General features: G+C 66.3%; 19 protein-coding genes. 4 read left to right on the top strand and 15 right to left on the bottom strand.

Going from position 1 to position 19,520, the window contains the following annotated elements:
• Positions 1–14 precede the first annotated feature (14 nt).
• On the bottom strand, positions 15–1,523 hold the full coding sequence (locus ABIC94_RS17195; RefSeq protein WP_354374204.1) for an indolepyruvate oxidoreductase subunit beta family protein: 1,509 nt from the start codon (positions 1,521–1,523) through the stop codon (positions 15–17).
• Between the two features lie 7 nt (positions 1,524–1,530).
• Positions 1,531–3,723 carry an indolepyruvate ferredoxin oxidoreductase subunit alpha gene (locus tag ABIC94_RS17190; RefSeq protein ID WP_354374203.1) on the bottom strand — a complete coding sequence of 731 codons (2,193 nt, stop codon included), beginning with the start codon at positions 3,721–3,723 and terminating at the stop codon, positions 1,531–1,533.
• Between the two features lie 159 nt (positions 3,724–3,882).
• Between ABIC94_RS17190 and ABIC94_RS17185 the strand changes: the two genes are divergently transcribed.
• Positions 3,883–4,359 carry a MarR family winged helix-turn-helix transcriptional regulator gene (locus tag ABIC94_RS17185; protein WP_354374202.1) on the top strand — a complete coding sequence of 159 codons (477 nt, stop codon included), beginning with the start codon at positions 3,883–3,885 and terminating at the stop codon, positions 4,357–4,359.
• Positions 4,360–4,369: 10 nt separating this feature from the next.
• Here ABIC94_RS17185 and ABIC94_RS17180 read toward each other — a convergent pair whose 3' ends face one another.
• The 6 genes from ABIC94_RS17180 to orn all read right to left on the bottom strand — a co-directional run bounded on the left by ABIC94_RS17180 (position 4,370) and on the right by orn (position 11,090).
• Positions 4,370–5,248: a quinone oxidoreductase family protein gene (locus ABIC94_RS17180; protein WP_354374201.1), complete on the bottom strand. Its 879-nt coding sequence runs from the start codon at positions 5,246–5,248 to the stop codon at positions 4,370–4,372.
• Positions 5,245–6,045 (bottom strand): alpha/beta fold hydrolase, encoded by an 801-nt coding sequence (locus ABIC94_RS17175; protein ID WP_354374200.1) that lies wholly within the window; start codon positions 6,043–6,045, stop codon positions 5,245–5,247. Before ABIC94_RS17175 ends, ABIC94_RS17180 begins: the two co-directional genes overlap by 4 nt.
• Positions 6,042–7,043: a 3-hydroxybutyryl-CoA dehydrogenase gene (locus ABIC94_RS17170; RefSeq protein WP_354374199.1), complete on the bottom strand. Its 1,002-nt coding sequence runs from the start codon at positions 7,041–7,043 to the stop codon at positions 6,042–6,044. The genes ABIC94_RS17175 and ABIC94_RS17170 overlap by 4 nt, the downstream gene beginning before the upstream one ends.
• Positions 7,033–8,106 (bottom strand): NAD/NADP octopine/nopaline dehydrogenase family protein, encoded by a 1,074-nt coding sequence (locus tag ABIC94_RS17165; protein WP_354374198.1) that lies wholly within the window; start codon positions 8,104–8,106, stop codon positions 7,033–7,035. The genes ABIC94_RS17170 and ABIC94_RS17165 overlap by 11 nt, the downstream gene beginning before the upstream one ends.
• 214 nt (positions 8,107–8,320) lie before the next feature.
• A complete protein-coding gene (locus ABIC94_RS17160) occupies positions 8,321–10,246 on the bottom strand; it encodes a DEAD/DEAH box helicase (protein ID WP_354374197.1) in 1,926 nt (641 codons plus the stop codon).
• A gap of 247 nt (positions 10,247–10,493) precedes the next feature.
• Positions 10,494–11,090 (bottom strand): oligoribonuclease, encoded by a 597-nt coding sequence (orn, locus tag ABIC94_RS17155; RefSeq protein ID WP_354374196.1) that lies wholly within the window; start codon positions 11,088–11,090, stop codon positions 10,494–10,496.
• 59 nt (positions 11,091–11,149) lie between these two features.
• On the opposite strand from orn, the gene ABIC94_RS17150 reads away from it, so the two are divergent.
• From ABIC94_RS17150 to rsgA, 3 genes are read left to right on the top strand one after another with little or no spacing between them, the layout of a single operon-like run.
• Complete coding sequence (locus ABIC94_RS17150) at positions 11,150–12,415, top strand: M48 family metallopeptidase (protein WP_354374195.1); 1,266 nt, start codon at positions 11,150–11,152, stop codon at positions 12,413–12,415.
• Between the two features lie 37 nt (positions 12,416–12,452).
• A complete protein-coding gene (locus ABIC94_RS17145; RefSeq protein ID WP_354374194.1) occupies positions 12,453–12,800 on the top strand; it encodes a 4a-hydroxytetrahydrobiopterin dehydratase in 348 nt (115 codons plus the stop codon).
• A 15-nt stretch (positions 12,801–12,815) separates the two neighbouring features.
• On the top strand, positions 12,816–13,775 hold the full coding sequence (gene rsgA / locus ABIC94_RS17140; protein ID WP_354374193.1) for a ribosome small subunit-dependent GTPase A: 960 nt from the start codon (positions 12,816–12,818) through the stop codon (positions 13,773–13,775).
• Here rsgA and ABIC94_RS17135 read toward each other — a convergent pair.
• The 7 genes from ABIC94_RS17135 to rimM form a co-directional block, all read right to left on the bottom strand.
• The gene (locus ABIC94_RS17135) at positions 13,769–14,614 is read right to left on the bottom strand and encodes a hypothetical protein (protein WP_354374192.1); all 846 of its coding nucleotides are present in this window, start codon (positions 14,612–14,614) and stop codon (positions 13,769–13,771) included. The two genes, rsgA and ABIC94_RS17135, sit on opposite strands and share 7 nt — an antisense overlap.
• 39 nt (positions 14,615–14,653) lie before the next feature.
• On the bottom strand, positions 14,654–15,745 hold the full coding sequence (gene hisC, locus ABIC94_RS17130) for a histidinol-phosphate transaminase (protein WP_354374191.1): 1,092 nt from the start codon (positions 15,743–15,745) through the stop codon (positions 14,654–14,656).
• A 15-nt stretch (positions 15,746–15,760) separates the two neighbouring features.
• Positions 15,761–16,762, bottom strand: a complete 1,002-nt coding sequence (locus ABIC94_RS17125; protein ID WP_354374190.1) for a CobD/CbiB family protein — start codon at positions 16,760–16,762, stop codon at positions 15,761–15,763.
• A gap of 59 nt (positions 16,763–16,821) precedes the next feature.
• Positions 16,822–17,541: a CoA pyrophosphatase gene (locus ABIC94_RS17120; RefSeq protein WP_354374189.1), complete on the bottom strand. Its 720-nt coding sequence runs from the start codon at positions 17,539–17,541 to the stop codon at positions 16,822–16,824.
• A 160-nt stretch (positions 17,542–17,701) separates the two neighbouring features.
• On the bottom strand, positions 17,702–18,076 hold the full coding sequence (gene rplS / locus ABIC94_RS17115) for a 50S ribosomal protein L19 (RefSeq protein WP_093018611.1): 375 nt from the start codon (positions 18,074–18,076) through the stop codon (positions 17,702–17,704).
• Between the two features lie 109 nt (positions 18,077–18,185).
• Positions 18,186–18,932: a tRNA (guanosine(37)-N1)-methyltransferase TrmD gene (trmD, locus tag ABIC94_RS17110; protein WP_354374188.1), complete on the bottom strand. Its 747-nt coding sequence runs from the start codon at positions 18,930–18,932 to the stop codon at positions 18,186–18,188.
• A gap of 25 nt (positions 18,933–18,957) precedes the next feature.
• Positions 18,958–19,512: a ribosome maturation factor RimM gene (rimM, locus tag ABIC94_RS17105; RefSeq protein ID WP_354374187.1), complete on the bottom strand. Its 555-nt coding sequence runs from the start codon at positions 19,510–19,512 to the stop codon at positions 18,958–18,960.
• Positions 19,513–19,520: the final 8 nt, after the last annotated feature.

Below are 19,520 nucleotides of genomic sequence, written 5' to 3'. Positions count from 1 at the left end.
CTTCCGTTGTCTCTTCAGGCCAGTGCGTGCTGCGCCAGTGCAGCCTGCAGCTTGTGGCCGTGTTCGTCGGCGAGCGCCGCGTCACGCAGTTCGCGCAAGGTGGCGGGCGCAAGCCCCGCGCCGGCGCGCTCGACTGCGCGCATCACGGTGTCGTAGTTGCGGATGCCGCGCTCATGGGTATCGCTGTAGCCTTTGACGAGGCGCTGGCACTGCGCGAGTTCGACGGCCAGTTCGGGGTTGCGCTGCGCGGTGGCGGCGATGCGCTGCAGCCATTCCTCGATGCGGCGGTTTTCCTCGGCGTAGCGCATCGTCGAGCGGCGCCAGCGCTTCATGGCGGCCACGGTGCGCAGCATCAGGTAGCCGCGCAGCGAGCTGGTCTGGATCACGCGGCCGTGCTGCGTGAAACGCTCGACGATCTTCTTGGGCAGCGTGGAGCCCATGAGCCAGCGGCCGATGCCGCCCGGCAGCGTCTCGCAGATTTCCTGCAGGCGCGGGTGCATGTATTCGTTGATGGCGAGCACCTGGCCGGGCTGCACGCGGGCCTCGCCGCGCACGCGCTCGAAGCGGGTGGCGCGGGTCTTGAGGGCGGCGACGCGGGCCGTATCTTCATAGGACATCCAGAGCGCAAGATGCCGCGCAGTTTCGCGCAGCAGGCGATGGGCATCGTCGCCCGGGAGGGCCGCGATGGCGGCCATGCGGTCGAGGTAGAGCCCGGCATAGGCCGGGTCCTGGTAGTCGATGAGGCGGCGCACGCCTTCGAGCAGGAAGTCTTGCGCGGCAGGCGGGAAGTCGCGCTGCGCGCGTTCGACCAGGGCGCGCACGGCCGGGTGGCGAGGTTGCGGCGCGGGCGTGGCCATGGCGGCTTCCGGTGGAATCTCGCCATCGTCGCCGCCCTGAGCGCGCGTGAATGCCGCGCCGAAGGCCTTCAGGCTGGGCTTCACGCCCACGCCGCCGCGCTCAATGGTCGCCTCGAACTGCGCGCGGCTGAACGGCAGCACGCCCGAGCCCGCCAGCGCGCCGAAGAGCACGGCGCTGATCACGCTGCCCGAGGCCTCTGCCGCCTGCGCCATGTCGAAGCGGATGAAGCGCTTGGCGGCCCTGCCGGTGTGTGCGAGCAACTGCGCGCTGTCGACACGGCCGTCACCCAGGGCGCTTTTCTCTGCGATGGAGAACACGCGGTGCGTGGACGCAATGAGCGTGGTGCGGTCGTTGGTGACGAGCCCGCGCTGCACGGCGCGGCCGGCCTCCATGAGTTCCGATGCGAGCACCACGTCGACATCGCCCGGCAGAGGCATCAATGCCAGCACGGGCCGGCCGCCGTCCGATTCGGCTTGCGCGACTGGATACAGCTCGACGTAGTAGATGGTGGCGCCCGTGCGCTGGGCCACGCCCGGCACCGAGGTGGTCTGGGCGACGTAGCCGTTGGCCTCGCCCATGTCGACGATCCAGTCGGCCAGCACGCCCCCACCCTCCCCGCCCATGGCGAGGATCGCGATCTTGATCGGTTGCGCGGTGTTCGTCATTGCTTCTTCAGAACGCATAGGCTTCGCGCCGGCGCGCTTCGCCGCGCTGCATCCAGCCGATAACGGCGCCGCGCACGCGCTCGCGCAACATGTCCCAGCGGCTGGGGTTGCTCACGATCTGCGCCTTGTAGAACGAGGGGCACAGCACGGCGGCATGCGACACCTCGCCGCACACGCCGCAGCCCACGCAGCTGTCGAGCACGGTCGCGACCGGGTCGGTGCGCAGCGGATCGGGGTTGGGCTTGATGGAGAGCGACGGACAGCCCGACAGGCGGATGCATGAATGGTCGCCGGTGCAGGTGTCCGAATCGACGCCGAACTTCTCGCGCACCATGCGCTTGCCATCGGCAATCGCCTTGCGCACCAGCGGCTTCTCGCGGCGCTGCTTGTTGAGCATGCACTCCGACTGGGCGATCAGGACTTTCGGACCCTTCTTCGTGGTGGTGAGTGCTTCTTTCAGCGCATCGCGCATGCCGGCGACGTCGTAGGTGCGGCGCAGCGTCTTGACCCACTCCACGCCCACGCCGCGCACGGCGCGCTCTATCTCGTGGCCAGTGCTGCGCGTCTTGTTGACGGCGTTCGACGAGAGGATGTCCTGCCCGCCGGTGGCCGAGGTGTAGTTGTTGTCGACGACGATGGTGAGGTTGTCGCTCTTGTTGAAGACCGAGTTCGCCACGCCGCTGGTCAGGCCGTTGTGCCAGAAGCCGCCGTCGCCCATCATCGAGATCGCGCGCTTGCCGGCGGGTGCATTGAGCGCCGAGGCGCCCGCGCCGCCGAGGCCGTAGCCCATGGTGGTGTTGCCGATGTTGAAGGGCGGCAGGATCGAGAACAGGTGGCAGCCGATGTCGGCGCTCACGTGGTGCGCGCCGAGTTCGCGCTCGACCAGCTTCATCGCGCTGAAGATCGGGCGCTCGGGGCAGCCGGTGCAAAAGCCCGGGGGACGCGCATGCACCACTTCGCCGAGCGACGTGGACGGCTGCACCGGCTCCGGCGCGGCGTCGACGCCAATGGCGGCGACTTCCTTCAGCGGAATCACCTTGCGCACGGGCGTGGGCACCGGCAGCGGTGTCAGCCGTTCGTAGCGCTCGCAGAAGGCGCGTGCCCCCTTCAGCAGTTCGGACGCCGTGTATTCGCCCGCCACCGGCAGCATGTCCTTGCCGTGCAGTGCGGTGGTGGAGCCCGCCTGGCGCAGGATGGTCGCGAGGTTCTGCTCGACGAAGTTGGGCTGGCCTTCCTCCACGATCAGCACCGCGCGCTTGCCTTCGCAGAAGCGGATCACCTCGCTCTCGATGACCGGGTAGGCCACGTTCATCACGTAGAGCGGCACCTGCGTGTTGCCGTAGACGTCGGCCAGGCCCAGGCGCTCCAGCGCGCGCAGCAGCGTGTTGTAGCTGCCACCTTGCACGATGATGCCGATGTCGTCGGCGCCTTCGGAGAAAAACTCGTTGAGCTTGCGCTCCTCGATGAAGCGCACGGCGGCGGGCCAGCGGTCCTTCACCTTCTCCTGCTCGTGCACGAAGCTCGCGGGCGGCAGCACGATGCGGCTGACGTCGCGCTGCGGGTTTTCGAGCGCCTCCTGCAGCGTGAACTTGGCACGCTTGTTGTCGCCGGCAATGAAGTGGCCGTGCACGTGGCAAGCGCGGATGCGCAGCTGCAGCATCACCGGCGTGTTGCTGGCCTCGGAGAGATCGAAACCTGTTTTCACCGCGTCGACGATGCTGGGCAGGTTGGGCCGCGGGTCGAGCAGCCAGATCTGCGACTTCATCGCGAACGCGTGGCTGCGCTCCTGCATGATCGACGAGCCTTCACCGTAGTCTTCGCCCACGATGATGAGCGCGCCGCCGGTCACGCCGCCCGATGCCAGGTTGGCCAGCGCGTCGGACGCCACGTTGGTGCCCACGGTCGCCTTGAAGGTGACCGCGCCGCGCAGCGGATAGTTGACGGAGGCGGCCAGCGTGGCTGCGGCAGTGGCTTCGCTGGCGCTGTTCTCGAATCGGATGCCCTGCTCGGCAAGGATGTCTTGCGCATCGGCCAGCACGTCCATCAGGTGCGAGATGGGGGCGCCCTGGTAGCCGGCCACATAGGAAACTCCCGATTCGAGCAAGGCCTTGGTGACAGCCAGAATGCCCTCACCGCGGAACACTTCTCCACCGGAAAGCCGCAACTTCTTGACTTCTTCGACGAATGAACGCTCAGCCATGTGGGCCCTTCTTCTTTCTCGTGGGAGGATGCGCTTCAGCTGCCACATCACGCTTTCTATAATGTTGACAAATGAATGTATCCACAATCATGAATTACCCTAGACATGCAAGCAGCGTGCCCGCGGCCGGTATGAGGCGCTTGGCGATGAGGTGCCTTCATGGCTGATCCATCTCCCGAAACGCATCGCTTCGTCGACGACTACCTGCCGGCATTGCTGGCGCAGGCCAGCCAGCTGATTTCCTCGGAGTTCCACGAGGTAGCGCGGCAGCAAGGTTTCTCCGTGTCGGAGTGGCGCGTGATGGCGTCGCTCGCAGGCAGCGAGCCGATCAGCATCGGCCAGCTCGCGCAGGTGACGGTGACCAAGCAGCCCACGGTAACGCGCCTGCTCGACCGCATGGAAGCACGCGGACAGGTCGAGCGGCTGCCCCATGAGAGTGATCGCCGCATCACGCTGGTGCGCATCACGCGCAAGGGGCTGAAGGCGGTGGAGCACCTGATGGAACTCGCACGCGACCACGAGCGGCGCGTGCTCGAACCCTTCGGCCTGCGGCGCGCCGAAGAACTGAAGCAGACACTGCGGCAGATGATCGATCTGCACGTGCATATGCCGGTGGAGGAGCCGGAAGAAGACTGAAGCGGCCCCGTCAGGGCACCAGCACCGCGCGGCCGCGATGGCCGCGCTGCGCGATCCATTCGAGTGCCGTGGCGGCATCGGCCAGCGCAAAGCTCCGCACGTCGAGGTGCAGGCGGCCATCGGCCAATCGCGCAAGCAACCCGGGCGCCGCGGCACGACCGGCGGCCTCGCGCCTGAACATGTTGAGCGGCAACAGCGCGACGTCGCGCTGCAGAAAGTGCGCAATGTCGAGCTGCAGCGTCGGGCCCGCCGTATAGCCGACGAGCACGGCACGACCGCCGGGGCGAACGGCGGGCAACGCCGCAGAGAGGACGCTTCCGCCTACCGTATCGATCAGCAGGTCTGCACTCGCGGGTGGCGGAGGTTCGCCATCCGGATCGACCGCCATCACGGTACAGCCGGCTTCGCGCGCCAGCTGCACGGCGAGCGAGCCCACGGCACCGCTCGCGCCTGTCACCAGAACTTGTTCGCCGGCCTGCAGCCTGGCGACTTCATGCAGCGCCACCCATGCCGACGTGGTGGGCGAGAAGAACGCGGCGCCGAGGGTCATGGGCAATGCGTCGGGCAAGACGCCGAGCGCTTCGTCGGGCGCATCGATCAGCTCGCACCAGGTGCCGTCGAACAGCGTGCCCAGGCCGCTGCCGCGCAGCCACACGCGCTGTCCGACGCCGTAGCATTCGCTGGCAACGACGATGCCCGCGGCTTCGACGCCCGGCGTGTAAGGCAGCGGCGGATGCCGCAGGAAACTGCCGCGCCACACCGTGCGGTCGATGTGGCCGACAGTGGCGGCCTGCATGCGAACGATGGTGCGGCCGGGTCGTTGCACCGGGTCGGGTACTTCTTCCAGCAGAGGCACCGCGTCGAAGCCGTGGATGCGGATGGCTTTCATGGCAACGTCGAGAGAAAGCCGAGCACCGCCTGCGCGAAGGCTTCGGGCATCTGGTCCGGCAAAGGCACCATGCCGCCTTCGATGTCGACGATGCGCGCACCCGGCAGATGGTGTCGCAGTTCCGTAGCATGCGGTGCGGCAAACGGATCGTCGGTTGCGCGGATGATGAGCGTGGGTTGCGTCACGCGGCCGATGCGCTCTTCCATGCGATAGGACGCGACAGCGCGATGGCCCTCCTCCACACGAGGCCCGACCTTCAACGCATCGAGCACGAAGGCCTCGAGCAGATCGGGTCGTCCCGCCGGGTAGAAGCCCTGGCGCTTTTGCCAGAGTGCGGCAAGGTGGCTTCCGTCCTCACTCGGCGTGACTTCGTCGATGGGCGGCCGCTGCGCGCGTGCACGGCGAAAAGCCTCGTCGGTATACGGCGTAGACGACAGCACCAGGCTGCGCACACGATCAGGAAACGCCGCCGCCAGTTCGATCGCCACCACGCCGCCCGTGTGATGGCCCACGACATCGGCCCGCCGGACGCCCAGCGCGTCGAGCAACTCGCAGGCCACGCGCGCCCACTGCGCGATGCTCGCCGGCACGCCGCCGTCCGAGGAATCGCCGAAGCCCGCCGTGTCCATTGCAATGGCGCGGTACCGTGCACCGATCAGCGGAAGCACCTCGCGGTACTCGGCCCAGCTGCGCGGCGACTGATGCAGCAGCAGCACGGGCGGTGCATGCGCATCGCCGCACGCTGCGTAGTGCACCTGCCCCACCGACAGGTCGGCAAAGGCGCGGCGGATGGTCATGAGCGCGTCACGTCGGCGGGTGCGCGCCACAGCCCGGCGTGCTTGAGCTCACCCAGCGTGCGCGACAGCACGTCGCGTCGGTAGGCGGCGATATCGCGGCCTTCGTAGTCGTAGAAGCCGCTGCCGCTCTTGAGACCGAGCCGCCCTTCCTCGACCATGCGATCGACGATCGCCGGCGCGGTATAGCGCCCCTTGTCGATCGAGGCCGACATTTCGCGGCTCGCGTGGTGCAGGATGTCGCAGCCGCCGAAGTCGATGAACTCGACCACGCCGAGTGCGGCGAAGCGCAGGCCGAGGCCGTAGCGCGTGGCCTTGTCGATTTCCTCGGCGGTGGCGGCGCCCTCCTCGATCATCCGCGCGGCCTCGTTCATGACCAGCGCCTGGAGCCGCGGCACGATATAGCCCGGCGATGCGCCGCAGACCACGGGCAGCTTGCCGATGGCTTCCATCAGCGACTTGGTGCGCGCGAGCACGCAGGCATCGGTGCCCGGGTGGCAGCTGAGTTCCACCACCGGAATCACGTAGGCCGGGTTGAGCCAGTGCATGTTGAGAAAGCGCCCGGGCAGGCGCACCAGCGCCGCGAGTTGCGTCACGAGGATGCTGCTGGTGGTCGAGGTCAATATGGCGTCATCGCGGCAATGGCGGTTGAGCTGCTCGAAGGCCTCGCGCTTGGCTTCCATGGTTTCGGGCACGCCTTCGAACACCAGCTCGGCGGCGGCCAACGCTTGTGGCGCAGCGGCGGCGTTCACGAAGCTCACCCGGTCGGCGATGGGCCGGATCTGCCGTGCATCGATCACGCCGAGCTGCGCCAAGCCTGCAAGGCTTGCTTCGATTTCCGCCTTGGCTTCGCCCTGCAAGTGTTGCCAGGCGTCGTCGCTGCGCTGGCGCAGATCGACGAGCGAGATCCTGTGGCCCGCATAGGCGAAGGCAATCGCGATGCCGCGCCCCATGCGGCCGGCGCCGACGGCGGCAAAGCGGGGCCGCGGCTCAGTCGCCATCGTGCAGCCTCTGCTTGAGTTGCGCTGCGCTCAAGCCGGCGAGGCCCAGGCTTTCGAAAGTGCGCGGGCCGTGGCGCAGGTCGCGCCCGAGAAAGCCGCCGACGATGGCGAGCAAACCATGCGCAATGGGCGCATCCACACCGGCATGGCGTGCGGCCGAAGCCAGAAAGGCGAGCCCGAGCTCGGTGTCTTCAGTGATGTAGCGGTGCGTGTGCAGGTCGATGTTCTCGCGCCAGTCGCCCGACTTGACGAGCTGCTTGTGGGCGTCGCCATACATCCACTGGTCGTTGTTGTAGTGGTCGGCCAGCGGATAGTGCGGCGCGCCCTGTCCGAAGGCCTCGCGCACCGCCATGCGCTCGCGGTCGAGCCGGTCGGTCACGTCGCGCACCGCGCGCTGGGTGCCTTCGTTGTGGATGTCCCAGCGCTCGAAGTGCTGCAGCGGCGCTGCGTTCATCACCATCAGCGGCGGATGGATGACTGGGCCTGCATTCATGAGTGCGCCGGAGAGCGCGTCGCCGCAGGCATGCACGGCGGGGTAGGCTTTGCGGATCACCTCTATCGCCTCCGCCTCCTTGCGGGCCGGGTAGACACCCGTCGGCAGGCGGATGGCGCGGATCGTGACGTTGACTTCGCGCTCACCGTGCTTGCGTGCGAGGTAGGGCAAGGTGCCGGTCTCGGCCCAGGCCACGTCGGCGTGGTTGCCCGCCTGCTTTACTGTCCGCGCCATCACGTAGCTGCCGAAGGTGCCCGGGGGCAGGAAGACGACCTGGCCGTCGACCAGGTGCGGCGCCATTGCCAGCGCGATGTCGTGCTGGGCGATGGCGGGCGTGGGAACGACGATGAGTTCGGCGCCCTTCAGTGCCGCGGCAATGTCGGCGGTGGCGAGCGCAAGCGGCACCTCCCGCGTGCCATCGGCATCTTTCAGCGTGATTGCACCGGCCTGCACGACCGGTTCGAGCGCGGCCGCATCGCGACGCCACAAGCGCACCTCATGACCGGCTTCGGACAGGTCCGCAGCAGCGGCGTAAGCACCGTGGCCACCACCAAGAATCGCAATTTTCATGTTCGAACTTTGAAAAAACAGATTCGATGAACCGGCAGCCGCGGCGCGGGCCGGAGAAGCAATGCGCCATTACATTACTTTTCATGAATTCATATGTCAATCAAATTTCGCTGTAAAGAGCCTCTCGGAAACCCGCAATGAAAAAGCCCGCGCTTCTTGCGAAGCGCGGGCTTTCTTTTGGGGCGAGACGGCCGGTCGGCCGCTCTGGAATGGATCAGCGCGTAGGCTTGAACGCACGCTTTTGTGCGTCGCGGGGCACGAACACCTTGCCCGGGCCGCCGTGGCCTGCGCCATTGCCGCGCGGTGCAAAGCCTTCGCGCGGTGCAAAGCCTTCACGGGGCGCGAAACCGCCGCCTTCGCCGCGACCACCACCGTGGTGGCCATGGCCGCCGCGCGGAGCGCTGTTGTCGCCCCAGCCCGGCTTGCGACCGTAGCCACCGCCGCCTTCGTCACGGCCGCCGCCGAAACCGGCGTTGTTGCCGCCCTGGAAGCCGCGCGGGCCTTGGCCCTGGCTCGGGGCCGGACCGCGTGCATTGCGGTCGTTGAAGCCGCTGGCACCGGCGTAGCCGCCGCCGTTGCCGCCGCGGTAACCACCGCCGCCGCCTGCACCGCCGTTGCCGAACTTGCGGTCACGCGATTGGTTGTCACCACGGCCGCCGCGGTACTCGCCCATGGGCGGACGCGATTGCGGCATGCGCTGTTGCGGCTCGAGGCCTGCAACCACTTCAGCCTTGAACTGCTGGCGGCTGTATTGCTCGATGTCCATGATCTTGCGGCGATCGCGGAACTCGGCAAACGTGATGGCCAGGCCGTCGCGGCCTGCACGGCCGGTGCGGCCGATGCGGTGGGTGTAGTCCTCGGCCTTCATCGGCAGGCCGAAGTTGAAGACGTGGGTGATGGTCGGCACGTCGATGCCGCGGGCGGCAACGTCGGTGGCCACCAGGATCTGGACCTGGCCCTGGCGCAGCGCCATGAGGCGGCGGTTGCGCAGGCCCTGGCTCAGGGCGCCGTGCAGCGCGACGGCACTGAAGCCTTCTTGCTGCAGGTCGCTGGCGAGGCCGTCGCACTCGACTTGCGTGCTGGCGAACACGATGGCCTGGTTGATGCTGGTGTCGCGCAGCCAGTGGTCGAGCAGCTTGCGCTTGTGCTGGCTGTTGTCGGCCCAGTACAGCGATTGCTTGATGTTGGCGTGCTTCTCTTGCGGGCTGTCGATGGTGATGCGCTGCGGCTCGCGCATGACGCGCTGGGCCAGCTGCTGGATGCGCGGCGCGAAGGTGGCGCTGAACATCATGGTCTGCTGGCGCTCGATGGTGAGCTGGTTCACTTCAGCCAGGTCGTCGGAGAAGCCGAGGTCGAGCATGCGGTCGGCTTCGTCGACCACCAGGAACTTGACCTGGTCGAGCTTGAGCTGCGACGAGCGCTGCAGGTCGAGCAGGCGGCCGGGCGTGGCCACCACGAGGTCGGCGTTCTGCAGCTTGGCGATCTGCAACTGGTAAGGCATGCCGCCCACCACGTTGGCAACGCGCAGGCCGCGGCAATGGCGAACCAGTTCGATGGCGTCGTGCGCAACTTGCTGCGCGAGTTCGCGCGTCGGGCACAGGATGAGGGCGCCGGGGGTGGCGGCCTTGAAATGGCGTGCGTTGGTCGGGTCCTTGCGCTTCGGCTTCTTGGGCACGGCTTCGCCGCGGGCAGCGGCTTCGGCGGCCTGGCGCTGGAATTCGGCCTTGGCTTCGGCTTCGGCTTCGGCCTGGCGCTTGAGCAGCGTGTGCAGCACGGGCAGCAGGAAGGCGGCGGTCTTGCCCGAACCGGTCTGGCTCGAGACCATCAGGTCGACGAAGCGAGCCTTGCCGTCCTGGCCGGCTTCGCCGCCCATGGCGAGCGGAATCACCTTGTCTTGCACGGTGGTGGGCTGGGTAAAGCCCAGGTCCGCCACGGCGGCGATCAGTTCCGGCGCGAGGCCTAGCTTGATGAAGCCGTTGGGAACGCGGGCTTCTTCGGCCACGGCCGCTTCAGGCGTTGCGGCGTCGAGCGCCTCGAGAATCGGCGCTTCGGACATGGTGTCCGCGGCAGCGACAAATTCGTTGTTGTTGGTGGATTGCACAGGCGCGAACTCGCCCTGCGCTTCAAAAGCGTCGGTCATGTAAATATCAATCTCAAACGCGAGCGCTGCCGTAGGCGGCGCCCCGTTGGTGGTTAAAAACATCAACCATCCAACGACATTCAACTTCTGGCTTACGCCGGAGGCTGCGGCCCTTTTTGATCAGCGAATGCGATCGGGCGCGGTGTGCAAGATAGGGAGATGCAAGAGACGCTGACCAGAGAAAACCCGAAATACCGGAACCCGAATCAGCGAAGCCCACGATTATGGCACGGCTCGGGGTTTTTACCTAATCCGTTAATCGTAGAAAGGTTTCCCGGTAGTGCGCAAGCTCCTCGATGGATTCGTGCACGTCAGCCAGCGCAGTGTGCGCCTGCTGTTTCTTGAAGGCGCTGTAGGCGGCGGGCTTCCAGCGCTTGGCCAGCTCTTTCAGGGTGCTGACGTCGAGGTTGCGGTAGTGAAAGTACGCCTCGAGCTTGGGCATGAACTTGACCAGGAACCGACGGTCCTGCCCGATGGTGTTGCCGCACATCGGCGAGCCGCTGCGCGGGATGTACTTGGCGATGAATTCGAGCAGTTGCTGCTCGGCCGCGGCCTCGTCGAGCGTGGAGGCCTTCACCTTGTCGATGAGGCCGCTGCGGCCGTGCGTGCCCTTGTTCCAGGCGTCCATGGCGTCGAGCACCTCGTCGCTCTGGTGAATGACCAGGACGGGGCCGTCGATGCGGGGCGTGAGGTCGGGGCCGGTGACGACCACGGCGATCTCGAGCAAACGCTCTTTTTCGGGGTCGAGGCCGCTCATTTCGCAGTCGAGCCAGACCAGGTTCTGGTCGCTTTTCTTCAGAACCGGCGTGGTCGTGACGATCGTAGGGTCAAGGGATTCGGGCATTGCAGGATTGTCGTCGAAGGTCTGCGCCGGCCGGACCCGAGGGCTAAACTCGACGCTCCATGTCCTATTCGCTCATCTTCACCACTGCCTTCGCGGTTGCTCTGGTCGCCGGCCTGCTCGTGAAGTTCTGGCTCGCTTCGCGACAAGTGCGCCATGTCGCACAGCATCGCGGCGCCGTGCCGGCCGCTTTCGAACACAAGATCACGCTCGCCGCCCACCAGAAGGCTGCCGACTACACCATTGCCAAGGCCCGCTTCGGCATGGTCGAGATGGCGTGGGGCACGGCACTGCTGCTGGGCTGGACGCTGCTGGGCGGCCTCGATGTGCTCAACAAGCTGCTGCTGGGCTTGCTTGGCGGCGGCATGGTGCAGCAACTGGCCCTGCTGGCTGCCTTCGCGGCCATCGGCGGCTTGCTCGAGCTGCCTTTCACGCTCTGGCAGACCTTCAGGCTCGAAGAGCGCTTCGGCTTCAACAAGATGACGTTTGGCCTCTGGCTGCGCGACACCGTCGTCTCCACGTTGATCGGCGCGGCCATCGGGCTGCCGATTGCGGCGCTGATCCTGTGGATCATGGGCGCGGCCGGCACCCTGTGGTGGCTCTGGGCCTGGGTGGCTTGGATGGGCTTCAACCTGCTGCTGATGGTCGTCTACCCGATGTTCATCGCACCGCTCTACAACAAGTTCAAGCCGCTCGACGATCCCACCGTCAAGGAACGCGTCACTGCGCTGATGACGCGCTGCGGCTTCCGCGCCAAGGGCCTGTTCGTCATGGATGGCAGCCGGCGCAGCGCACATGCCAACGCCTACTTCACGGGCTTTGGTGCGAGCAAGCGGGTGGTGTTCTACGACACGCTGCTGCGTCAGTTGAACGCAGCCGAAATGGAGGCGGTACTCGCGCACGAGCTCGGCCATTTCAAGCACCGCCACATCGTGAAGCGGCTTGCGGCGATGTTCGCGCTGAGCCTCGCAGGCTTCGCGCTGCTGGGCTGGGTGTCGACCCAGGTGTGGTTCTACACCGGCCTCGGCGTGCAACCGAACATGGCGCCCGCGGCGCCGAACAATGCACTGGCGCTGCTGCTGTTCATGCTCGCGGCGCCGGTATTCGGCTTCTTCGTCGCCCCGCTGCCCGCACGGCTCTCGCGCAAGCACGAGTTCGAGGCCGACGCCTATGCCGTGGCGCAGACCAGCAGCGCCGACCTGTCGGCCGCACTGCTCAAGCTCTACCAGGACAACGCGTCGACGCTCACGCCCGACCCGGTGTTCGTCAAGTTCTACTATTCCCACCCTCCGGCCTCCGAGCGCCTCGCGCGCATGACGGCGGCCTGAACAACAACACAACGACATTTCTCCGGAAGCCGAGACCATGAGCAGCATGTTCAAGCCCAACGACTGGAAAGCCATTCCACGCCACGCGCTGAGCGCCACCGAGATCGTGTCCGGCCTGGCCAAGCTCGACAGCTGGAAGCTCAGCGGCGACGGCGCCAACGTCGCCATCGAGAAGACGTTTACCTTCGCCAACTATTTCGAGACCATCGCCTTCGTGAACGCGCTGGCCTTCATCGCCCATACGCAAGACCATCATCCGGACCTGTCGGTGCACTACAACCGGTGCGTGGTGCGGTTCAACACGCACGACGTCGGCGGGCTCTCGGTCACGGACTTCGATTGCGCACGCCAGGCCGATGCCCTTGTGGCCAGCCCGGCGCCGTGATGAGGGAATCCGCCATTGGCTAAGCCGGCCCGCACGCTCCCGAAGGGAGGCGGCACATCCTCCGCGCGCGTTCTGCATGACGGGCTGGTCATTGCAAGCCACGGGCGGCATTGCCTGGTCGAAACACCCGCGGGCGACCGCCTGATCTGCCATCCGCGCGGCAAGAAGAGCCAAGCCGTCGTCGGCGACCGGGTGCGCTGGCAAGCGAGCGAAGACGAAGGCACGATCGAAGAGGTCGTGCCGCGCCGCAACCTCTTCTATCGGCAGGACGAAATCCGCACCAAGTCGTTCGCGGCCAATCTCGACCATGTGCTGATCCTGATTGCGGCCGAGCCGGAGTTTTCGGAACATCAGCTGGCGCGCGCGCTCATTGCCGCCCAGGCCGAACGCATCACGCCGATCATCGCGCTCAACAAGAGCGATCTGGCCGAGCCTTTCGAGCGCGCGTGGAACAAGCTCGCGCCCTACCGCCGCATGCACCATGGCGTGCTGCCGCTCTCGCTCAAGGCGTCGGGAGAAGCCGACTACGCATCGCTGATGAAGCTGCTCGCCGGCAAATCGACCCTCGTGCTCGGGCCCTCCGGCTCGGGCAAGAGCACCCTGACCAACCTGCTGGTGCCGGGCGCGACCGTGCTGACGCAAGAGATTTCGCAGGCGCTCAACTCAGGCAAGCACACGACCACCAGCACCACCTGGTACTGGATCGACGAGGCACGCACCACCAGCCTGATCGACTCGCCGGGCTTTCAGGAATTCGGCCTGAATCACATCGCGCCGATGCAGCTCGCGAGCTTGATGCCCGACATCGCCGAGCATGCGAACGACTGCAAGTTCTACAACTGCACCCATCTGCACGAGCCGGGCTGCGGCGTGATCGCGAATGTGGACTCACCCGCCAAGCCGGGGCCGATCAGCGCAACGCGCTACAGGATCTACGGCGAGCTCTTTGCCGAACTCAGCCAGTCGCGCTACTGAGGCTCATCGAGCCATTCCCTGTAGGCGTCCCATGCAGGGTCGAACACGGCATCCAGGGTAACCGGCAAGCCCGCATCCGCTTCGAGCGACCGGGCGTGCGCCATTGCCGCAACCGGATCGGCAACCTGGTAGCTGACGGTGCGGACGCCCTGCTCCAGCACCACGTGCGTGCAGCAGCCTTCCTCGTGCTTTTGCAGCAGCATCGTCAGCCGCTCTTCGTAGCTTTGCGCCTGCTCGAGCTCCTTGTTCAAATCGACCGCAACGGCTGCGGAGAAGCGGTGCGACAGGTCCGCACGGGCCACGAGTGCATTGGCGGCATCGTTACGAGTCACGACTGCCTTGATCTCGCTGCCGTCTTCGGCCTCGCGCGTGGCGGTGATGCTGGACCAGGTGTGCTCGCCGGCGGGAAACACGCCGGTGCGGCCAAGCTCGTCGCGCCAGCAGGCATCGAACACGGGCACGAATTCGTCGAGCGGCACGCCGTCGAACGAAGCCTGATCGTCGCCGTCGACAAAGTCGACCGGCCCGATCTTCACTGCGAAATCGTACTCACCCAGAATATGGTCGAGCATGATGAAGCTCATGTGGCGCGCATGGTCCTGCATGTCCATGGGAATCGGCTTGGCGAAGCCGATCTCCAGCGCGACCAGGCCTCGGTAGGGCTCATGCTTCACCAGGACGTCGGAGCTGGCCAGCTCGAAGTCGTTCATCCGCATGCTGAAGCCCTCGCCGGCACGCTGCCGGAATGCTTCCACCTCGACCTGCGGCAAGGCAGGGGCACTTCCTGCCAGCGCCATCAGGTCCTCGAAGTCGTCCTTGGAGCCATGCGCCGTCAGCACGGCTCCGCGGGATGGTCAACATCGACAAGGTGCTTTCCTTCAAGTGTTCTCGAGCAGGATTTCCTGCAGGCGCTGCACCAGCACGCTGCATTGCTCCCGCGATCCGATGCTGATGCGCAGGTATTGCGCAATGCGCGGCTGTTTGAAATGCCGCACCAGCACTGCGCGCTCGCGCAGCAGCGTCGCCAGCTCGGCCGCATCGCGCTGCGGATGGCGCGCGAACACGAAATTGGTCTGCGAGGGCAAGACTTCGAAGCCCAGGTCTTCGAGCTGCAGGCTGAGGCCTTCGCGCGTGTCGACGATCTTGTCGCGCGCGGTGTTGAACCAGGTCTCGTCCTCCAACGCCGCTACGCCGCCCGCCACGGCCAGCCGGTCGAGCGGATAGGAATTGAAGCTGTCCTTCACGCGCACGAGCGCGTCGATCAGGTGCGCCTGCCCGCAGGCAAAGCCGACGCGCAAGCCGGCCAGCGAGCGCGACTTGGACAAGGTCTGCACCACCAGCAGGTTCGGATATTTGCCGACGAGCGGCAACGCGCTCTCGCCGCCGAAATCGACATATGCCTCGTCTACCAGCACCACGCGCTCCGGGCACGCATCGAGCAACTGCTCGATGCGCGCGAGCGGCAGCCCGATGCCGGTGGGCGCATTGGGATTGGCGATGACCAGGCCTGCGCAGCCGCGGCGGGCTCTGGCTGCCATGGCATCGACATCGATGCGCAGGCCTTCGTCGACCGGCAGCAATTCGCAATCGATGCCGTAAAGCTGCGCGTAGACCCGATAGAAGCTGTAGCTCACATCAGGCATCAGCAGCGGCTCGGCTTGCTGAAAGAAAGCGAAGAAAGCGTGCGCCAGTACTTCGTCCGAACCGTTGCCCGCAAAGACCTGATCGGCCTGCAGGCCGTGCCGCCGCGCAACTGCTTCGCGCAACGCAAGGGAGGTGGGATCGGGATAGCGCTCCAGGCCGTTCGCCGCCGCCTGCTGTATCGCTTCAACGGCGAGCGGCGACGGAGGGTACGGGTTCTCGTTGGTGTTGAGCTTGACGAGGTTTTCGATGCGCGGCTGCTCGCCGGGCACATAGGGTTCGAGCGCGCCGATGCGCGGGCTCCAGAAGGCCGGCACTGCAATGGTCATGGCGTTTCCGGCCGCTCAGCCGAGCAGGCGAGCCAGGGTGAGCAAGGCCAGCAGCACCATCCACATCACGACCGAGCGCCAGACCAGGCCGACCACGCTGCGCAGATGGCCTGGCTCGGGCTCGCGGCCCGGCGTGCTGCCGCTGTCGGGCCGGCGGCCATCGGCCATCGAATCGCCGGCTTGCGCACGCGGCAAAGGGTCGGTCACCGGAATCGGGCTCAACGCGCCGCCGCCCAGGCGCACATTCACGGCGCCCGACGTCGCCGCAAGAATCACTCCGTCGTTCTCGCTGCGAAAACGCCGTGCGTCGTTGCGCCAGCAATCGATCGCTTCTTCAAAACTGCCGACAACGGCGAAGCCCAGTGCGGTGATTCGCGCGGGCAGCCAGTCGATCGCGTGCCAGGCGCGCTCCCCGGCGCGCTGCACCGCAACGCTCGAGGGCTGCACCGCCGCGCCGTCCTTGTGTATCCAGTAGCGCGACACGAATTCGCTCATGCGATAGAACACCGCGCCGGCCGGCCCGAGGCCCAGGGCGGCGAGCACCGAGAACCAGGCCAGCACGCCGAACACATGGCGGTGCGCCGCAATCACCGAATGCTCGATCACGTGGCGCACGATTTCGCTGCGCGGCAGCTCGGCCGCATCCACGCCTTGCCAATGCGCGAGCAGCGAGCGCGCGAGTGGCTCGTCGCCCTCGTCGAGCGCATCGCGAATGTCCGTGAAGTGATGGCTGAACTGCCGGAACCCGAGCGTGACGTACAGCACCGCAATGCTCCAGAGCACTGCGAACGGCAGCCCCAGCGTGTAGACCAGCAGCAAGTGAATGCCCAGCGTCATCAGCGTGGGCACCAGCACCGCGAGCCCCCAGGCGACCCATCCATGATGCGGCTTGCCGGCATCGAAGTTGCGGCTGGTCCAGCGCATCCACGCCAACACGCCGCCGTACACCGGGTTGTGAGAGGCGAGCGGCCGCACCTGCTCGATCAGCAACGCACACAGGATGGCAAAGAAGCTCATCCTTCGATGATAGCGAGAGAGCCCGAGGGTTCAGTTCGGGCGTTCGGTTCGGGCCGGCGTCAGGCGCTGAGAAAACGATAGAGGTTGCGCAGCATGCCGGCGGTGGCACCCCACACGAAGCGCTCTTCGGTGCCGTCCTGATAGGGCATCGAGTACCACTCGCGCCGCGTGCCGTCCGGCGCGGGCACGGTGTGGCGGCGGTGATTGGCCGGGTCCATGAGCCAGGCCAGCGGCACCTCGAAGGCCAGCGCCACCTCGTAGGGGTTGATGGTGAGCTCGAAGTCGGGCCTCACCAGCGCGACCACGGGCGTCACGATGAACGAGGTGATGGTGGTGTAGGTCGGAAGGCTTCCGAGCACCTCGATGAACTGGGCGGACAGGCCCACCTCCTCCCAAGCCTCGCGCAGCGCCGCCGCCGCGATGTTGGCGTCTTCGGGGTCAACGCGGCCGCCCGGAAACGCGACCTGGCCCGAATGGTTCGACAGGTGCGCGGTGCGCTCGGTCAGCAGCACGGTCGCGCCTTGCGGACGCTGCACGATGGGCACCAGCACGGCGGCCTGCGCAGGAGCGCGATCGGTCAGACGAGGTTCGCGCCGGAGCTCGGGCGTCCACTCCGGCGGGGTGGCAAAGCGCCTGCGCAGGGCGTCGGGTGCCAAATGTGCGGGTGCAACGGCAGGCAGACCGTCAGGACCACCGACCACAGGCGCCTTGCGCGGGTCGATCGGCAGCAGCGTGGGAGGTACCACGGCATTGACGGGTTCGACAGGAGCAAATTGCATGGGTGCGGCGGAATCGGTCAAGTGAGAGAGTTTTCAGTGAAGGAGTAGAGCGCAAAAAAGCGGCGCTGTCTTTCGAAGGACAGTTTGCAAGAAGCATGCACGGAGCACCAATGCAAAAAGCCGCCAGAGCGGCGGCTTTTTTGCATGGCAGGATGACAGCTTACTTGGCAGCCTGCGACTTGCCCGGCAGCTTTTCCTTGATGCGTGCCGAACGACCGCTGCGCTCGCGCAGGTAGTACAGCTTGGCGCGGCGGACATCGCCGCGGCGCTTGATTTCGATGCCGGCGATCAGCGGGCTGTAGGTCTGGAACGTACGCTCCACGCCTTCGCCGCTGGAGATCTTGCGCACCGTGAAGCCGCTGTTGAGGCCGCGATTGCGCTTGGCGATCACGACGCCTTCGTAGGCCTGCACGCGCTTGCGGGTGCCTTCGACGACGCTCACGCTGACGATGACCGTGTCACCGGGCATGAAATCGGGGATCTTCTTGCCGAGGCGGGCGATTTCTTCCTGCTCGAGGGTTTCGATGAGGTTCATGATTTCCTGATATTCGATCGTGCTCGCGCTACACAAAAGGCGCCTTTGGTTTTCGTTGCCGTGAGCAACAAGCCAGGCGCGGCCGGGCAGAGGATCGGGGAACCGCGGATTATAGCTTTTTTTTCAGGGCCGTCTCATCGGCCTGGCTCAAGCGGCCCGCGGCGCGCGCGGCGGCAATCAGGTCGGGGCGCCGGGCGGCCGTAATGGACAACCGCTGGTCGCGCCGCCAGCGCTCGATCTGCACATGGTGGCCGGAGAGCAGCGGCGCCGGAACGCCCTGCCCGTTCCATTGCTCGGGCCGCGTGTAGTGCGGGCAATCGAGCAGGCCGTCGAGCGCGGGATTGAAGCTGTCCTGCACATGGCTGGCTTCGTCGCCCAGCACGCCGGGCTGCAGCCGGGCCACGGCATCGAGCAGCGCCATGGCCGCAATCTCGCCGCCGGAGAGAATGAAATCGCCGAGGCTGATCTGATGAGTGACACGCGCATCGATGAAGCGCTGGTCGATGCCTTCGTAGCGCCCGCAGACCAGCACTGCGCCTTCGCCGGCAGACCAGCGCTCGACCGCTTCGTGGCGCAGCGCCTCGCCGATGGGAGAAAACAACACGACCGGTGCTTCCGCCCCGCGTGCGGCCAACGCCGCATCGAGACAGGCCGAGAGCGGCTCCGCCATCATCACCATGCCCGGACCGCCGCCGAAAGGGCGGTCGTCCACCCGCTTGTAGTTGCCCTGCGCGAAATCGCGCGGATTCCAGAGCACGACCTCGACCTGCTTCGACTCGTAGGCGCGGCGCGTCACGCCGCTGGCCATGAAGGGCGCGAACAGTTCGGGAAAGAGCGTGAGAACGTCGAAGCGCATGCGCGCAAGGCCCGTATCGGCAGAATCAGAAATCGGGCTGCCAGTCGACCGTGATGAGACGGCCGGCCAGATCGACCTTGTCCACGAAGACCGAGACGAAAGGCACCATGCGTTCGACGGTCTTGCCGTCTTCCTCGGTCGTGAGCACGAGCGTGGTCTGCGGGCCGGTGGCGAGCAGCTCGCGCACCGTGCCGAGCGTCACGCCTTCGCGGTTGACCACCGAAAGGCCGATCAGGTCGACCCAGTAGTACTCGTCGTCGCCGGCCGTTGGAAAGCTCGAGCGCGGCACGAACACGCGCGCGCCGCGCAGCGCCTCGGCCGCATTGCGGTCAGGCACATCTTCGGACGAGGCGACGATGCAGTCGGAATGTTCTTTGGCTTCGCGGATTGCGAGCCGGAAAGCTGCGGTTGCAGAGGCTCCGGGAGCCTGCAGAAACCAGCGCTTGGAAGAAAAAAGCGCCTCAGGCTGGGCGCTGTGGGGCAGGACCTTGAACCAGCCCTTGATGCCCCATGCATCGGCGATGCGTCCTACCTCGATCGCATCCGCCGGCAATTCGGCGGCTTCGAGTGCGGGCAACATCGCCGTGC

The sequence above is a fragment of the Variovorax paradoxus genome, from assembly GCF_040544635.1.
GTDB classification, from domain to species: Bacteria; Pseudomonadota; Gammaproteobacteria; order Burkholderiales; family Burkholderiaceae_C; genus Variovorax; species Variovorax paradoxus_R.
Note: the sequence above shows the minus strand (reverse complement) of the source record. Positions and strands in the feature narration are given on the sequence as shown.